At 65.1% G+C, this 15,948-nt stretch carries 18 protein-coding genes; 7 read left to right on the top strand and 11 right to left on the bottom strand.

Features of this window, described 5'->3' with window-relative positions; all coding sequences use genetic code 11:
- The first annotated feature begins 91 nt into the window (after positions 1-91).
- On the top strand, positions 92-1,387 hold the full coding sequence (locus K3U93_RS03745; protein ID WP_083009227.1) for a cytochrome P450: 1,296 nt from the start codon (positions 92-94) through the stop codon (positions 1,385-1,387).
- Positions 1,388-1,403: 16 nt separating this feature from the next.
- Here the strand turns inward: K3U93_RS03745 and K3U93_RS03740 are convergent, their stop codons facing one another.
- From K3U93_RS03740 to K3U93_RS03725, 4 genes are read right to left on the bottom strand one after another with little or no spacing between them, the layout of a single operon-like run.
- Entirely contained in the window at positions 1,404-1,694 is a 291-nt protein-coding gene (locus tag K3U93_RS03740; protein WP_071509790.1) for a cytochrome C oxidase subunit IV family protein, read from the bottom strand.
- A 6-nt stretch (positions 1,695-1,700) separates the two neighbouring features.
- Positions 1,701-2,297 carry a cytochrome c oxidase subunit 3 family protein gene (locus K3U93_RS03735; RefSeq protein WP_083009225.1) on the bottom strand — a complete coding sequence of 199 codons (597 nt, stop codon included), beginning with the start codon at positions 2,295-2,297 and terminating at the stop codon, positions 1,701-1,703.
- Positions 2,294-3,040 (bottom strand): hypothetical protein, encoded by a 747-nt coding sequence (locus K3U93_RS03730; protein ID WP_083009222.1) that lies wholly within the window; start codon positions 3,038-3,040, stop codon positions 2,294-2,296. Before K3U93_RS03730 ends, K3U93_RS03735 begins: the two co-directional genes overlap by 4 nt.
- The gene (locus K3U93_RS03725) at positions 3,037-3,816 is read right to left on the bottom strand and encodes a hypothetical protein (RefSeq protein WP_083009220.1); all 780 of its coding nucleotides are present in this window, start codon (positions 3,814-3,816) and stop codon (positions 3,037-3,039) included. The genes K3U93_RS03730 and K3U93_RS03725 overlap by 4 nt, the downstream gene beginning before the upstream one ends.
- Before the next feature lie 164 nt (positions 3,817-3,980).
- Here K3U93_RS03725 and K3U93_RS03720 point away from each other — a divergent pair, with 164 nt between their 5' ends.
- The 3 genes from K3U93_RS03720 (at position 3,981) to K3U93_RS03710 (ending at position 5,332) form a co-directional block, all read left to right on the top strand.
- Positions 3,981-4,556: a TetR/AcrR family transcriptional regulator gene (locus K3U93_RS03720; RefSeq protein ID WP_083009506.1), complete on the top strand. Its 576-nt coding sequence runs from the start codon at positions 3,981-3,983 to the stop codon at positions 4,554-4,556.
- 58 nt (positions 4,557-4,614) lie between these two features.
- Positions 4,615-4,983 carry a SpoIIAA family protein gene (locus K3U93_RS03715; protein ID WP_071509709.1) on the top strand — a complete coding sequence of 123 codons (369 nt, stop codon included), beginning with the start codon at positions 4,615-4,617 and terminating at the stop codon, positions 4,981-4,983.
- Positions 4,984-5,050: 67 nt separating this feature from the next.
- On the top strand, positions 5,051-5,332 hold the full coding sequence (locus tag K3U93_RS03710; protein WP_230981643.1) for an Mtp family mycobacterial-type pilin: 282 nt from the start codon (positions 5,051-5,053) through the stop codon (positions 5,330-5,332).
- A gap of 262 nt (positions 5,333-5,594) precedes the next feature.
- Here the strand turns inward: K3U93_RS03710 and K3U93_RS03705 are convergent, their stop codons facing one another.
- Positions 5,595-5,999, bottom strand: coding sequence for a hypothetical protein (locus K3U93_RS03705; protein ID WP_176219876.1), 405 nt, complete (start codon positions 5,997-5,999; stop codon positions 5,595-5,597).
- Positions 6,000-6,152: 153 nt separating this feature from the next.
- Between K3U93_RS03705 and K3U93_RS03700 the strand changes: the two genes are divergently transcribed.
- The 3 genes from K3U93_RS03700 (at position 6,153) to K3U93_RS03690 (ending at position 8,077) form a co-directional block, all read left to right on the top strand.
- Positions 6,153-6,893: an Rv1363c family protein gene (locus tag K3U93_RS03700; protein ID WP_083009215.1), complete on the top strand. Its 741-nt coding sequence runs from the start codon at positions 6,153-6,155 to the stop codon at positions 6,891-6,893.
- On the top strand, positions 6,890-7,450 hold the full coding sequence (locus tag K3U93_RS03695) for an Rv1363c family protein (RefSeq protein WP_083009212.1): 561 nt from the start codon (positions 6,890-6,892) through the stop codon (positions 7,448-7,450). The genes K3U93_RS03700 and K3U93_RS03695 overlap by 4 nt, the downstream gene beginning before the upstream one ends.
- Before the next feature lie 111 nt (positions 7,451-7,561).
- Positions 7,562-8,077, top strand: a complete 516-nt coding sequence (locus K3U93_RS03690; RefSeq protein WP_071509792.1) for an Rv2253/PknI dimerization domain-containing protein — start codon at positions 7,562-7,564, stop codon at positions 8,075-8,077.
- A gap of 33 nt (positions 8,078-8,110) precedes the next feature.
- On the opposite strand, the gene K3U93_RS03685 is transcribed toward K3U93_RS03690, so the two are convergent.
- From K3U93_RS03685 to K3U93_RS03660, 6 genes are read right to left on the bottom strand one after another with little or no spacing between them, the layout of a single operon-like run.
- Complete coding sequence (locus K3U93_RS03685) at positions 8,111-9,751, bottom strand: MCE family protein (RefSeq protein WP_083009210.1); 1,641 nt, start codon at positions 9,749-9,751, stop codon at positions 8,111-8,113.
- Positions 9,752-11,122 carry an MCE family protein gene (locus K3U93_RS03680; RefSeq protein WP_083009207.1) on the bottom strand — a complete coding sequence of 457 codons (1,371 nt, stop codon included), beginning with the start codon at positions 11,120-11,122 and terminating at the stop codon, positions 9,752-9,754.
- Complete coding sequence (locus tag K3U93_RS03675; RefSeq protein ID WP_139796751.1) at positions 11,119-12,558, bottom strand: MCE family protein; 1,440 nt, start codon at positions 12,556-12,558, stop codon at positions 11,119-11,121. Before K3U93_RS03675 ends, K3U93_RS03680 begins: the two co-directional genes overlap by 4 nt.
- The gene (locus tag K3U93_RS03670; RefSeq protein WP_071509714.1) at positions 12,555-13,637 is read right to left on the bottom strand and encodes an MCE family protein; all 1,083 of its coding nucleotides are present in this window, start codon (positions 13,635-13,637) and stop codon (positions 12,555-12,557) included. Before K3U93_RS03670 ends, K3U93_RS03675 begins: the two co-directional genes overlap by 4 nt.
- Positions 13,634-14,671, bottom strand: coding sequence for an MCE family protein (locus K3U93_RS03665; protein ID WP_071509715.1), 1,038 nt, complete (start codon positions 14,669-14,671; stop codon positions 13,634-13,636). Before K3U93_RS03665 ends, K3U93_RS03670 begins: the two co-directional genes overlap by 4 nt.
- Complete coding sequence (locus K3U93_RS03660) at positions 14,668-15,945, bottom strand: MCE family protein (protein ID WP_071509716.1); 1,278 nt, start codon at positions 15,943-15,945, stop codon at positions 14,668-14,670. The genes K3U93_RS03665 and K3U93_RS03660 overlap by 4 nt, the downstream gene beginning before the upstream one ends.
- Positions 15,946-15,948 lie beyond the last annotated feature (3 nt).

Here is a 15,948-nt window from a genome sequence, read left to right as displayed (position 1 = left end):
AGCAGGTGCTCAGCACATTCTTGAAACCGGGCGGCGGCATCGCTTGCCGCCGAACACCACCGGTAAACCCAGCCCAGGGAGACGCAATCCGATGAGCGACTACGACTCGATCGACTTCTTCACCGATCCGTCGCTGGTGCCCGATCCGCACCCCTACTTCGACTACCTGCGCGGCCAAAACCCGGTGCTGCGCCTGCCACACCACGGGGCCGTCGCCGTCACCGGCTACGAGGAAGCCTCCGAGGTCTACAAGGACGCCGACACGTTCTCCAACATCGTCGCGCTCGGCGGGCCGTTTCCGCCGCTGCCCTTTCAGCCCGAGGGCGACGACATCAGCGCCCAAATCGACCGGCACCGCAGTTATTTTCCGATGTTCGAGCACATGGTCACCATGGATCCGCCGGACCATACCCGGGCCCGGTCGGTGCTGAGCAAGCTGCTCACCCCGAGCCGGCTGAAGCAGAACGAGGAGTTCATGTGGCGCCTGGCCGATCGTCAGCTCGACGAGTTCCTGCACAACGGTGAGTGCGAGTTCATCGCCGAATATTCAAAGCCGTTCGCCACGTTGGTGATCGCCGACCTGCTCGGCGTGCCGGAGGACGATCACAAGGAGTTCCGCGTCGTTCTGGGCGCCGACCGTCCCGAGTCGCGGGTGGGCGCCCTGAACCAGGGGTCGGTCGGCATCAACCCGCTGGAGTGGCTCGACGAGAAGTTCTGCTCCTACATCGAGGACCGGCGACGCGAACCGCGCAACGACGTGCTCACCGCGCTCGCGACGGCGAAGTATCCGGACGGATCGACACCCGAGGTGATCGAGGTGGTCCGCTCGGCGACGTTCCTGTTCGCGGCCGGGCAGGAGACCACGGCCAAGCTGCTCAGCGCGGCGCTGCAGGTGCTCGGCGACCGGCCGGACATCCAGCGGCAGGTGCGTGACGACCGCAGCCTGATTCCCGCGTTCATCGAAGAATCGCTGCGCATGGAAAGCCCGGTCAAGAGCGACTCGCGGCTGGCCCGCAAGGCCACCCGCATCGGCGGTGTCGACATACCCGCCGGCACCGTGGTGATGGTGCTACCGGGCGCCGCCAATCGCGACCCGCGCCGGTTCGAGAACCCGCACGAGTTCAACCTCCACCGCAAGAACGTTCGCGAGCACATGGCCTTTGCCCGCGGCGTCCACTCCTGCCCCGGCGGACCGCTCGCCCGGGTGGAGGGCCGCGTCTCGATCGAGCGCATCCTGGATCGGATGTCGCACATCGAGATTGACGAGGCCCACCACGGCCCGAGCGCCGGCCGCCGCTACACCTACGAGCCGACGTATATCTTGCGTGGCTTGAGCGAACTGCACCTGAGGTTCACCACCGCCGACGCTGTCGCGTCCGTGCGCTGAAACTCCTGCGCGAGAACTATCGGATCTGCGTTCCGATGAAGTAGGTGGCGAGCAGGCTCGCGCCGATGAGGATGACCCAGGCGTCGGTCAGCCGGCACAGCAAGGCGGGGGCCTGCCTGACTTCCATGAACTCCCGAAAGATGATGCGCACCTTGATGAGTGCGATCACGATCACGCTGGACGTGACCACCGCGCTGGGGCTGAGCGCGCCGGCCCGATCTTCGGCGGAGTGATCTATCCAGAGGTAGGCCAGCGTCAATGACGCCAGCACGACCCACACGACCAGCAGCCTTTTGTTGAATCCGATCACCGATCACCTCACCACGTACAGTAGCGCGAAGATGAGCACCCAGAGGAAGTCGACGGTGTGCCAGTAGGTGGCGCACGTTTCGACCAGCTCCTGGGATCGCCTCACGGGACTCCAAAGTTGGTACACCGCAACGCCGAGGACGACGAAGCCGATCAGCAGGTGCACGAAGTGGATCCCGGTGAGAAAGAAGTAGTAGGTGAAGAAGTCGTTGCTGGTAAGGCCGTTGCCCATGCGGATCTGCCGCGCCCACTCGAACACCTTGGAACCGAGGAACACCAGACCGAACAAGGCGGTGAGGAAGGCGTCCTTCAGCGCCGGACGGTAGGCACCGGCGCGCGACGCCTGCACGCATCGCGCCACCGACCACGAACTCAGGAGCAGCACAAGGGTATTGAAGACCCCGATGCGCAGGTCGAGCTGCGCCTGGGAGCGCAGGAAGAGTCCGGGGCTTTGGGTTCGGTAGAACAGGTAGAAGCCGAAATATGCTGTGAAAACCAGTGTTTCGAACAACACGAAGGCCCACATGTCCGGCTGGCCCGGCACGAACCTGGCGGGCTTGTTCGCGTCTCGTGCCACGTCGGCTCCGGCGAGGTCGGTCATGGCGCCGCCGGGGCGACGTCGGGCAGGGGCCCGGTGCCGAAGTCCTCGCGTTGGATCATCCGCCGGAGCAGGGCGATGAAAACGCCCGTGTAGATGCCGAATACGACCACGTCGAGCCACCACGCGATCTGGCCGTTCCACGCCAACACGCCCCGCCGGAACGCCCAGGCGGGCGACACGACGATCTCGGTGAGGGCGTTGCAGAGGTTGAGGTAGCCGAACCACTTGGGGAACACCCGGTTCTTGTCGATGAGGATCGCGAGCATCCATACCAGCGAGCCGATCAGGAACACCCCCATGGTTCCGACGAACGACAGGAACGCGAAGTCGTAGATCCAATGGATCAGTTCGGGGTCGCGGTCGGGTCGCAGCGCGCCGACGGTCAGCGCGACGCACATCAGCAGCATGCCGGGTATGGCGCTGAGCGAGTACAGCACCAGGTAGGAGTACGCGAAAGCGCGGCTGATCGACATGCGCCGCATCGAATAGGCGATGAGGGCGTTGCACATGGTCGTCATGCCGGTGATGAGGAACATGATGGCGAACCCGGCGAGAAGCCCAAAGTGGTTGTCGCGGAACCACCGCACGATCCTCTCGGCGTCCCACGCGGGGTCCGGCGGGGGCTGGGTGCGCGTGAGCACGAAGAACACCAGGAAGAAGAAGTTGTAGAAGACGATGAGCGTCCACCACGCCAACCACAGCTCGCGCTTCGGGTTATGCCGGAGCGTCTGTGTCGCGTTCATGCGTTCACCCGTTCGTCGACGCGCCGCGGGTACTCGGCGCGTTCACGGTAAACGGCCCGGCCCACAACGACGGCCGTCACGACGATCCATACCGCGATGGCGGTGTTCTTCAGCCAGAACGACAACGCTCCGTCCCACGCCAGTGGGCCGGTCAGCGTCAGGCCGACGAACGCCGCCGGCGCCAGCGCGGCCGCGATGAGGAGGTTGAAGTGGGCCACCCATCGGTTGAACACCGGACGTGGTTGATCGTCGAAATAGATTGACAGGGCAAAAATTACGCTTTGCGCGATGAGGAAGGGCACCGAGGTGGTGAAGGTGATCCACGCGAAATCGTTGAGCAGCTGCGTCAGCTCTGGGCTGCGTTCCGGGCGGAAGGCGGCCAGCAGCCAGCAGACGTTGGCGATGAGGAACAGGGTGGGTCCGCCGGCCACGCAGCCGAGCATGCAGTAGGAGAAGATCGGCGTGCGATGAGCCATCCGGCGGATCTGCATCACCAGCAGGGTCAGGACGGGGATGAGGCCGACGCCGAACCAGTTGAACAGGATCATGCTGTATCGGATGCCCGGGTAGTTTTCCCGATAGAAGGCGGCCACCCGCCCCGCCGACATCGTGGGCGACATCGGCGGCGTGAAGCCCGGGAACAAGAGAAACGCGGCGATCCAGACGATCGCCACCACCGGCAACGTCCACAACAGGATCAGCTCACCGTCGGTGTGGCGCAACGTAACTCGCGAAGGTCCGCGACCTGCCGCATCGTTCGCGCCGACGTCGGACATCGCCTGACTCCTTCCGGCACACGACACCGCCTGGCCCGTCAGCGAAGCTAGCCGATCGGCTACCCGAGCGTCAATAGCCGATCGGCTACGCTTTGGGTGTGGATTCTCCGCGGGCCGGGTGTCAATTCGGTGCCGTCACGCGCAGCCCGGCACAGACCCGCATCATGGATGCGGCCCTGAAACTGATCGCCGACCACGGCGTCGGCGGGACCTCCTTGCAGATGATCGCCGACGCGATCGGGGTCACCAAGGCGGCGGTCTACCACCAGTTCAAAACCAAAGAGCAGATCGTCATCGCGCTCACCGAACGCGAACTCGGCGGGTTGGAGGAGGCGTTGGAAGCCGCCGAAGCCGAGGATCACCCGCCGCGGGCGCGCGAGTTGCTGCTGGACCGGGTCATCGATCTGGCCGTCGAACGTCGCGGGGCGGCCAGCACCCTGCAGTTCGATCCGGTCATCGTCCGCTTGCTGGCCGAGCACCAACCGTTCCAGCGATTCATCGAGCGTCTCTACCGGGTGCTCGTTGGTGACGCCGGCGACGACAGCAGGGTTTTGGCGGCGATCATGTCGGGTGCCATCGCGGTCGGGGTGATGCATCCGCTGGTGGCCGGCATCGACGACGAGACGCTGCGTTGCCAGCTGCGGCGCATCACGCGCCGACTCGTCGACGCGGCCGAAGCCAATGACGGCTCCGCCGGCTCACGCAGAGCCAAGCGGCGGCTCACCGTGGCCGGAGATTAAATCCCAAGCTATACATCGCTGTTGGCCTGTTGGCCCGTTGGTAAGGAAGGGGAGTTCGATGATCGAAGTACTGCCGGACGTGCCGCAGGGAGTGATCGGCATCCGCGTGTCGGGCCGGCTGCGCGGTGAGGACCTGCGCGAGGTCAAGCCGACCCTGGAAAAGCTGCTGAAGAGCGGCGAGATCAGGATCGTGGAGGTCATCGCGTCCGATTACGAGGGCTTCGGGCCCGGCGGGTTGGTCGAAGACCTGAAACTGGGCTTCGGCGCTCTCTTCCAGCATCATTCGGCCTTCAAGCGGATCGCGATAGTGTCCGACAAGGAATGGGTCGCCCATACGCTGCATGCCCTGGCGTGGATGATCCCCGGCGAACTCGCCTTCTTCGGCCTCAACGAGCTTGAGCGCGCCAAAGAATGGGCCGCCGGCTAAACGGCATTGGGCCGAAAACTATGGTGGCGACCTCCACCCGCTCGGGTACGGTTTTCTCATGAACACAATGGCGCGTTTGGCTGCCGCAGCGATCATGGTGGCCGCCGACATTGGACTGGCGGGTGTGGGCACCGCAACCAGCGCTCACGCCGACGATCCGCCCTGGCCGTTCGTCGGATACCACTGGTGCCCGGGGCAGCCCTTCAACCCGGCATGGGGGCCTCAATGGGATCCGACCACCTGCCACGACGCGCACCATCGCGACATGGACGGCACGATTCATAACGGCGACTACTTCGGTCCCAGCCCCTTCCAAACATGGCCGGAGATACCGAACACGCGGCCGTGAGTTCGGCTGGCGGCTAAGGGGTTTGGCCCGTAAGCAGGTCGGGATTCGGGGTTACTTCGAGGTCGCGCGTTAATCCCATTTGTCACATCGGTCACTCGCTGGCCGGCATAGGCGATGTGCCCGACTCACAGCGACAGCCAACCACTTGTCGCTACGAGGCGGGCAACAACGCGGGTGCCCGCCATGCCGAGACGCGAGTGACACATGTGACCACTACGACGTGGCCCGGTGTTCACGCCGGCGCCGGACCGGCCCGGGCCCACTACGTGTCGCCGCGCTCCCAGATTTGGGTGCCGTCATGTGCGTTGCAGACCAGGAACAGGCCGTCCGGTGCCTGCGCGACGTAGTACTCCGGGTAGTCAACGCACGACGAGTTTTCTTCCTTGACGCCGGCCATCGGGGGCGAGCGGAACCACCGGGGCTCATATCTTCTCGGCGAACCGCAGAACATCAACCGTCCCGGCTGCGTCGCGAAAGACACGTAGTAGTCGGCGGTCCCGAACACGTAGTACGTGGTGTTGTCGCACGGCGCACCGAGCACAACGTGCGGCATGATGCCCGGGGTGCAATCCGGGTAATCGCAGACGCTCGGTCCGGCGGCGGCTCGCGGCGCCGCCACCACACCGAGGCCCAGCAGTACGGCGACCACTGCCACGATGAATCGCACGAGATTACTTTGCCACAGCCGAACCACGGCAGGGAATAGAATTCTCCCTTTCAGAGAGGATCGGCACCGGATATCGCCGCCGCCGGCGGCGGCGTGCCCGCCTGGCAGTGATAATGTGACTCTCGTCCATAGGTGCGGACGGGGAGGTGATCCATGCCGCCGCGCAAGCTTCCCAGCGACCCGATCGGGGCCGATAATCCGCGGGCGGGGGTGCTGTCCGCGTCACCGTCCGCTTCGGTAGCCGGAGCGGACGAACTCGCCCAGGCGGAGGCCCGCGCCGAGGCCGCTCGTGCCCGCGCGATACGGCTGCGCCAACAAGCCGAGGCGGCGTCGAGCGATCAAGGCAACCGGTCCGACGCGGATGCCGATGCCGTACACGAGTCGGCGCCGTCGCGTCGGCGGCTGCGTCGCCCCGGCAGGAAGGCCCTCGCCGCCGCTGCCGCGGCCGTGGTCATCTGCGCCTCGCTAACGGCGAGCGGGTATCTGGTGTGGCATCACCGCAACGTCGTGGCGGAACGTCAACGCGCCGCGGAGTTTTCCGCGGCCGCCCGCAACGCCGTCGTGACGATGATGTCGATCGACCCGAACAAGGCGAGAGAAGACATGCAGCGTTTCGCCGACGACACCACCGGGATATTCAAGGTCGGCTTCTTGATGGGCGCCGAGGATCTCGTCAAGGCAATCGAGCAGTCGAAAATCAGCGCCAAGGCCACCGTGCAAGCCGTCGCCGTGCAATCCATGACCAAGGATTCGGCGCTTGTCCTGGTCGCGGCGAAATCAGAGATCATCAAACCCGGTGAGGCTAAGCCGGATTCGCGGTCCTTGCGGGCGGTCGTTGCCATCCAAAGGGACGCGGGCCAGCTGAAAGTTTCGAGAATCGAGTTCGTTCCGTGACGGTCGACGAATCACCCCGGGAGCCGACGCGTCACCGCCGAACCGGCGCGATCCGGCGCTGGACGCGTCGTTGCGCGGCGAGGTGGCGTCCAATCCTGTTGACACTTCTGCTTATTGCCGCGACCGGTTATGCGGCCGGCTATTTCTATTTCGCCTACCGTCCGGATCTGCAGACCGACGACGCCGCGGCACACCAGGTCGTCAAGGCGGCCAGCGATGGCACGGTGGCGCTGCTGTCCTACTCGCCGGAAACCCTTGACCGCGACTTCGCCAACGCCAAGTCCCGGCTTACCGAGGACTACCTGGCCTACTACCAGCGCTTCGCGGACCAGATCGTGGGGCCGTCGGCTCAGCGCGGCCAGGTCACGACGACCGCCACTGTGGTCAAGGCCGCCGTGTCGGAGATGCACCCGAATTCGGCTGTCGTGCTTGTTTTCATAAAGCAGAAGACGGCAAGCAAGGAAAAGCCACAACCGGTGGTGACATCGAGCAGTCTTCGGGTAGCGCTGACAAAGGTCAACGGGTCATGGCTTATCGAAAAATTCGATGTCGTGTGAGCGCCGAATGCAGGTTCGCTCCAAACGAGATCGCGATATGCGGAGGCGGTGTTAGCCTGTGAATTCACCTGCTTTTCAAACTGGCGGCATCAGCGCGTCAAGGAGCGGCCGATGCGTTTCATGAATGCGACGGCAAGCGCGGCACTGGTGGCCGCCGGCGTGATTGGCGGTGTGGGCGCGGCCCCGTCAGCGTGGGCCTACGACGCTTCCCTCAACGGGACATATACCGCCACCTGGGTCGGCGACTGGGCCAGGACGAACGATGTGTATCACCAGGAACCGGTGGTGCGAGAAACCTGGAAAATCACCACTTCGTGCCAAACCGCGGAGGACTGCACGGGCCAGGTGGTCAGCGACCAGGGCTGGACCGCACCGATCAACATGCACGACGGAAGCACCTGGTTCGTCAGCCGCGACATCCCGAACTGGACAACCTGCCCCGACGGCGCCTCATACACCGGGCACGAAGTCATCCATTTCTATCCCGCGGACCCGGAGACCGGTGAAAAAGTGGTTGGCTCGTCGGTCTTGGCCGGAAGAGAACACACGACCGGCAAACCCGGCGCCTGTGGCACCAATCTGCCCCTATACATCGACCAGCCATTCCGGCTGGACAAAATAGGGTGAGCCGGCGCACCTAATCCAAAGGGGCCCGGAACGTCAGATCGCGAACATGTCCTTCCACGTCTTGGGAGCCTTTTTCGCGACCAAGTCCGATTGCCGATAAACCTGGCCATCCGGGGCGACATAACTGCCGGTGCGCGGGTCGTACTGGGCCGTGGATATCGACGGACCGGGCTGCGGTTCGCCGCGTCCGAACGCGCTGGGCGCCACGGAAGGCGCGGCCGGCGCCGCCGGCGCGCGGGCACCGGCCGGGGGAGACGGTTCGTCGATCGGCGCTATGGGCGACACCGCCCCCATCGTCGCGGGGTTCAGCGGCGCCGGCGGTAACGGTGCGCCCGGCGGCGTTCCCCGCGGAACCGCTCCCGGGGGAAGCGGCGTTCCCTCCACCGGCCCGAAGATTCTCTCGCGGTTCCAGTTGACGCGGTCGTCCGGCGGGATGCCCTGCGCGATGAGGTTCGGGTCCAGTGGATAGGTGCCGAAGACGTGCTGTCTCATCGCCAGCGGTTGAAATGGCTTGTCGCTCTCGCAGATTTCGACGGTCGGCGCACGCTTTCCGGGCTGCCCCATGCAGGGGTAATTGCGGGCGCCGCGCACTCCGATGGGTGAATCCTGCGGGAGCTTGCAGTACAGCCCGTTCGGTGTGTCGACGACGCGGGTGTCTGCGGGGGTACGCCATTGACTCGGCGGCAGGAAGCCGACCGTGCATGCGGGCGGATCGCTGATGATGAGATTGAAGGCGCCCTTGGCCAGCCCGTCCGGGGCCTTGATGCCGATGAACGACTGAATCGCCGCGGTGAACGGCGGCAGCAGCACCAAAACCTGCTCGAGCGAAGCGTGGTAGGTCACGCCGATCTGACCGATCGTGGTGAGGTTGGCGAGCAGCACCGGCAGCGTCGGTTTGATCTGGTCGAGCAGCCGCGACGCCTCATCGAAGGCGCCGGGCCCCTTTTCCAGCAGGGTGCGGATCTGCGGGTCGTTCCGCGACAGCTGCCCGGTGACACCGGCAAGGCTGCGCGCCCACGTTCGGATCGAGTCGGCGGTCTGAGCCTGCGCATCGAGGAAGGGACCGGTGTCGTCGGTCAGGTTCCGCGCGCGGTCGGCAACGCCGTTGAGATCACCCGAGACTTGGGCCGACGAGTCGAACAGCGATCCGAAATCGTAACCGGCGCCGTTGAATGCCTGGAAGGACTCGTCGAGCAGGGTGCTGAGCTTGCCCTGGGGAATGCTGTTGATCAAGGTGCTGGTCTGGTCGAGCACGGGACCGATCGGCTGCGGAATCGTCGCGTCGTTCACGGCGATGATCGAACCGTCGTGCAAGTAAGGCGGTGAGTCGGTGCGTGGACGCAGATCGACGTAATACTCGCCCACCGCCGAAATGCTGAGCACCTGAGCTTGCAGGTCCGCGGGGATCTTCGGTGAAGTATCAAGGGAGAGAGTGGCTTTGGCGCCATCGCGGGTCAGCCCTATCGCGGTCACCTTACCGATCTGCACCCCGCGATAGGTCACGTTGCTGAAGCGATACAGCCCACCGGTGGCGGGCAGTTTCAGCGTGACCGTCATCTTGCCGATGCCCAGCAGCGTCGGTGCCTGGATGTACCACAACGCCATGACGATGACACCGACGATGCCCACGATCGCGAAGATCGCCAATTGGATACGGACGAAACGGGTTAGCATCTACCGCCCCCCGTCCGTGGACGGCTCCGGGGTCGGTGTCGCGCCCGGTACCGGGGCACCCTGGTCGGCCGGCGGTGGCGCCTGACCGGGGACCGGTGAGGGCGCCTTCTGCGCGTCTGGGCCGAGCATTGTCAGGCCGGCGACTATCGGCGGGACCGGCGGTGGCGCCGCTGGCGCCTCGGCTGGTGGTGGTCCCGGCCGTCCCCACGGTGGCGGCGGCCCGAACGGCGCCGGTTCCCCAACTGGTCCGGGCTTGCTCAGTGCCCCGGGTGCCCCGGGCGGCGCACCGTATCTGAATTGCAGATATTCTGGATCCCCTGGCGCCGGCACGCCCTCCGCGCCCAGCCGTTCCCAGTGGGTACCCCGCAGGATGCTCTTGCGCAGCCCGGCATTCGTCAGGTCGATGATGAAATACCCGTTCATGTAGTCGCCCCGGATGTACCGGTCGACGATGCTCTGGGTGAACGGGAATAACGGCGCCTCCGCCAGTGCGGCGTCGAGGTTCGGCCCGACGTCGGCGAGCGCGCCGAGTGCCGGTTCGAGATTCTTGAGGTTTCTGACCAAGTCAGATCCCGCGTCGTTGACGAGTTTGGTGGCGGTGCCGCTGAACGTCCCCAGTTTTTCGAGAGCCTCCGTCAGCCGCGGCCGCTCCTTGATGAGCACGTCCAGGGCTGGCGGAATCTTGTGCAGCGCTTGGGTGATCACGTCGCGTTGTCCGGCGAACGTGGCGGAAAGCCGGTCCAGCGCCCGGATGGACGCGACGAGGTTGTCGCGTTCCCGATCCAGCGTGCCCACGAACCTGTCGAGGCGCTCCAGCAGATCGCGAGCGTCGCTCGCGTGGCCGGACAGGGCGGCATTGAAGTTGTGGATGACGTCCCCGATCTGTCCCAACCCGCCGGCGTTGAGGATCACGGACAGCGACGACAGTGTCTGCTCGGTCGATGGATAAGTCGACGACCGGTTCAGCGGGATCGTGGCGCCCGGTTGCAGGTGTCCGATCGGCGGTTGGCCCAGTGGGGGATTCAGTTCCAGGTGCATGGATCCCAGCAGGCTGGTCTGGCCGACGCTGGCCACCGCGTTGGCGGGGATCACCACACCGGGCCGCACCGAGATTTCCACGTCGGCATGCCATCCCCGCACCTTCATGTTGCTGATGCTGCCGACGATGACATCGTCGATCATCACCGGCGAATTCGCTTCCATCGTAACGACATTGGCGAGCTCGACATGGTAGACGGTGGCGCCCGGACCGCGTCCCACCGCGCCCGGCAGCGGCAACGAGTTCAGGCCGTTGAAGCTACAGCCGGTCGTGGCGAGCATGATGCTGCAGCCGATGCCAAGCACTCGCCGTATCGCAGCTCGAGTGGTCATGGTTGCGGGCCTCCCCCGGGGAGCAGCATGTCCGACACATTCGCCGGGCCCGGCGGCGGTTCGGCCGGCGGCTCGGGCGGCACGCTGGGCGGCGGGGGCTCGGGCATCGCCGCTCCCGGTATCCGCGCCGGTGGCGGCGGCGGTGGCGGTGCCGGCGGTGTATCGCCGGGCAGCCCGGTATACGCGGACACCGCCGGCGGCAGCTCGGGGGGCGTCGGCTTCGGTCCTTCGCCGCCGGGCGCCAGCCGTTGCTCGGTGTAAACGACGTTCTTCGGGTCAAACGCCGGGGATAGCAGTGGGTTGACCGGAATCGGCAAATAGTTGAAGTTGAATAGGAAATTCGGGTTGAACACCTTCAGCGCCGGGCTCAGGTACAAGCCGCACAGCTTGCCGGTCTCCACGGCGGTGGCGTTCTCTATGGCCCCGATTTGCGAGCACCAGGCAAACGTCGGATTGGTGAAGTTCTGGATTCCGACCCCGCCGCGGATGTTCCCGACATCGGGGTCGTAGTCGTTGTAGGCGTTCGCCAGCGCGTTCGGCGCCACGTGCAGAACGTTTTTCAACGCCATCTGGTTATCGACGAGTACTTGCGTCAGGTCGGCCAGCCGCGTTATCTGCTCCGCGGTTTGGTCACGACTCCCCTCGATGAACCGCTGCACCTCGCCGACCGCGCTCGCCAGGTCCGTCAACGCCGCGTCCAGATCGGACTTGTTGTCGTCGAGCACGCTGGTGAGTGTGGCCAGCCGGTTGTCGAACTGCACGATCTGGACATTGCTGTCGCGCAGTGCCCCAACGAAATTCTGCAGGTTCTTGACGATGTCGACGATGTTGCCGCTGCCGTTGGCCAGGATCCGCCCGAACCCGGACAGCTGGGCCAGCGTCTGCCGCAGCTTCTCACCGTTGCCGTCGCCCAGCGCGTTAGCGGCGCTGTCGATGAACCGCGCCACCGATGGGGTCGACACCTTGCTGTTGGGGCCCAACTCGGTTGCCAGACGCATTAATTGGTCCTTCACCTGGTCCCATTCGACGGGCACCGCCGTCCGGTCGACCGGTATCACCGCGCCGTCACGCATGGCGGGACCGCTCGACCGGTAGGCCGGGGTGAGCTGGACGTAGCGTGCCGCCACCAGGTTCTGGGCGACGATCACCGCTTTCGCGTCCGCGGGAATGCGCACGTTGCGATCGACGTGCATCACCAGCTTCGCCTGGGTGCCCTGCGGCCGGATGGATGCGATGGTGCCCACCTTCATCCCGGACACCCGGATATCGTCGCCCGGGTAGATCGCGGTGGCGGTCGGGAAGTAGGCGATGATCGTCGTCGGGCGAAAGAAGGTGTTGCGGATGGCAATCCCCGTGCCCACAACGATGAGCCCGGCCAACACGATCGCCAGCCCGCCCTTGAGCTTGTTGCGCGGAATCGCCTCGAGCCGCATCATGGCCGGCCGCCCGGATCCATGTTGAACGGGAACGGGAAGAATGCCCGCGGCCCGGCGGTGTCCGGTGGTTGACCGGGGGCGCCGTAGGCGCGGAACCCGAAGGAGTAGTCGAACAACCATTGGAAAAATTCCAACTGGAACAGGTTCGGGATGAACGGGTTGTAGTAGAACCCACTGGACACCGTCTCACCCTGCGTCAGCTCATATTTCGCCAGTCCGGGCAAGGCCTTCGCTATGTTGTCGCGGTTTTTTTCCAGCATCGCCGTCACCGAGTTCAGCTTCTCCAGCGACGGTGCCAGCTTCGCCTCGTTGTCATGCACCAGACCCGACAGCTGCTTGGCCACCGCGGACGTGCTGGCCAGCAGCCGCACGATCGCCTGCCGCCGCGCCACCAGCATGGACAACAGGTCGTTGGCGTTGAGGATCAACGTGTTGAGTTGCTGGCTGCGTTGCGAAAGGATGCCGGTGACATCGGCGGCACCCTTGAGCAGCTGCCCGAGTGTCTGGTTGCGGGCATTCAGCGTCTGGGAAAGCCGGGTGATCCCATCGAACGCCGGCCCCAGTTGCGGCGCAACCTGATTCAGCGTCGCCGACAGCGTGTCGAGGGACCGGTTGAGCGCTTCGGTGTTGGTTCCCGCGATGTCGGTCGTCAGGTCACCGACGGCCTCGGACAGCGAATAGGGCGAGGAGGTGCGCGACACCGGGATGACGGACATCGGACGCAATGTGCCGCTGCCCGCGGAGTCGACGGTGAGCACCCGCTGACCCAACAGCGAGCCGGTTTTGATGTGTGCGGTGCTGGCCGACCCGAGCAGAACGTCGCCCTTGGCGGTGAATGTCACCAGAACATCGCCGCGCTGCAGCGACATGCCCGTCACGCTGCCGACCTTGATTCCCGACACCGTCACGTCGTTGCCGGTTGCCAGGCCGCCGGCATCGGAGAACAGCGCCTGGTAGCGGACCGTGGTCGCTCGCTGTATCAGCTGTTCGGGATTCAGCCCGACCGCGATGACCAGCGCCACCAGCACGGCGCCGATGAATCCGGCGCGAATGAGGCCCGCCCCACGGTACTTATTCATTCGCCATCCTTCGGCTCCGCGCACCTTCCGGTGATCTGGTGCTTGATGCCGACTTCGACTGTCCGGTATTGCAGATCGGACACACGCAGCGCCAGTCCGCACAGGTAGTAGGGGAACCAGGCGCCGTAGGCACCCAGCCGCGTTAGCTTGCGGTAGTCGTTGGGCAACTTGTGCAGCGAAGCGTCGAGAAGGTTCTTGTCCTTATCCAGCAACGGGGCCAGCCGATTCAATTGGTCGACGGTGCCGGCCAACGGCGCGCGGGCGCGGCCCAGCAGATCCGCGATCGATGCAGTTCCGTTGTCCAGGGCGGTGATCGCGGCGCCGATGGTGTCGCGGTCCTGCGACAGGCCGCTGATCAACTTCTCAAGACGGTCGATGGCGCCCGAGAACTTGGTGCCCTCCTGGTCGACGGTGCCCACCACGGTGTTCAGGTTGTCGATCAGCCCCTGCACCGTCTGGTTGTTGTCGGCCAACGCATTGGAGAACGAGGACGTCTCCGACAGCAGCGACTGCAGCGTTCCGCCCTCGCCCTGGAAAACCTGGATGAGTGCTGCGCTGAGCGCGTTGACGTCTTGTGGATTCAGGCCCTGGGTAACCGGTTTCAATCCACCGAGCAGCAGATCGAGGTCGAGGGCCGGCGCCGTGCGATCGATCGGGATCTCCGCTCCGGCCGGCAGCACCTTCGTGGATCCGGGACCGTCGACGAGCTCAAGATAGCGATCACCGACCAGGTTCAGGTAGCGGATGACGGCCCGGGTGCCCGTGGTGAGCACGACGCTGCGGTCGGCGTCGAATTTCACCAGCACCTTTTTGTCCGGCCGCAACGAGACGCTGTTGACCGTGCCCACCCGGACCCCGGCCACCCGCACCGTCTGCCCGGTCTTCAGCCGCGACACATCCGAGAAAACCGCCGAATACCCGTTCGTCGCACCGGTTGTGTACTGGCCGAAAATGAAGAACAAGAACACCGTCAACAGGACCATCACGATGGCAAAGACCCCGAACTTGATGATCATCGCGCGTGAACCGCTCATCCGGGCTGTCCCACCTGGAAGGAGTTGCGCGGCGGCCCGTCGATCGGCCCGTACAGCAGCTGCTTGAGCCCGTCGGAGTTGATCAGCAATTGCGGGTTGCCGTATTCCATGGGATTGGAGCCGACGTCGGCCACCACGAACGGCGGCGCAACGTCGAAGGGCACCACGGGCAGGTCCTGGCACTGCGGACCCCCGGTCGCGGCCACCTTGGGCAAGTTGCTTGGGTAGCGGTAACGTTCGGTTCCGAAGCCGAGGTAGACCGTCACCTTGACCATCGGTTCGGGTAGGTCCGGCGCCGTCACATTCCCCAGGTCCCCGGCTATGCCGCACCACAGCGCCTTGTGGTATTCGTTGAGCAGGTCGGTGGTCGGCGCCAACAGGTGCAGGACGTCGGTCAGCGCCTTCCTGTTGCCGCCCACAACGTCATTTCCCATGTCCGCCAAGCCAATAGAGCTGATCAAGAACGCATCCAGATTCCGTTGCTCGTCAACGATCGACTTGCTGATCCTGATCGCGTTGTCGGTGGTGGCGAGAAGATCCGGCGCTGCGTCGGCATAGGCGTTGCTCACCGTGGGCAGGACTTCGAGGTCGCGGCTCAGCGCGGGAAGGCTGGGTTCCTGGGTGGCCAGAAACGAATCGAGATCGGATATCATCTGGCCGATCTTGTGGCCGCGGCCGTTTACCGCCGACGCTATCGCGCCGAGGGTTTCGTTGAGTTTGGCGGGATCGATCTTCGCCAGTAGCGACGTGAGTTGTTGGAATACCGTGTTGATTTCGACGGTGACGTGTTTGCCCTCGAGCACCTGATTGGCGCTCAACGGCTTTGGCGACGGCTCGGCGGGCGGGATCAGCTCGACGAACTTGGCGCCGAAGGCCGTCGCCGACGCGATGTCGACGAGCACATTGGCCGGAATGAGATGCATCTGCGCCGGTTGCATCGCCAGATGCAGCACGGCTTCGCCGTTCGGCCGCACGTCGATCGAGGAGACCTTGCCCACCTCCACGCCGCGCATCTTCACCTTGGCGTCCGGGTTCATCACCAGGCCGGCGCGCGGCGAGACCACGGTCACCGGCACGCTCGTCGTGAAGTCGCCCCGGAACAGGCCCACCGCGACGGCGACGATCGCGGCGACCACGATGATGGTCGCCAACCCCGCCAGCGGCCGGACGTACGATTGCGCCCCGAAGTGGCGGCCCGGTGAGGCCGCGACGGGCGCCGCGGCGCTTGTGGTTTCGGAACGGTGAATGGGGCCGGGCCCGAGGCGCTCCGTCACGTC

The organism is Mycobacterium malmoense (assembly GCF_019645855.1).
Lineage (GTDB): Bacteria > Actinomycetota > Actinomycetes > Mycobacteriales > Mycobacteriaceae > Mycobacterium > Mycobacterium malmoense.
Note: the sequence above shows the minus strand (reverse complement) of the source record. Positions and strands in the feature narration are given on the sequence as shown.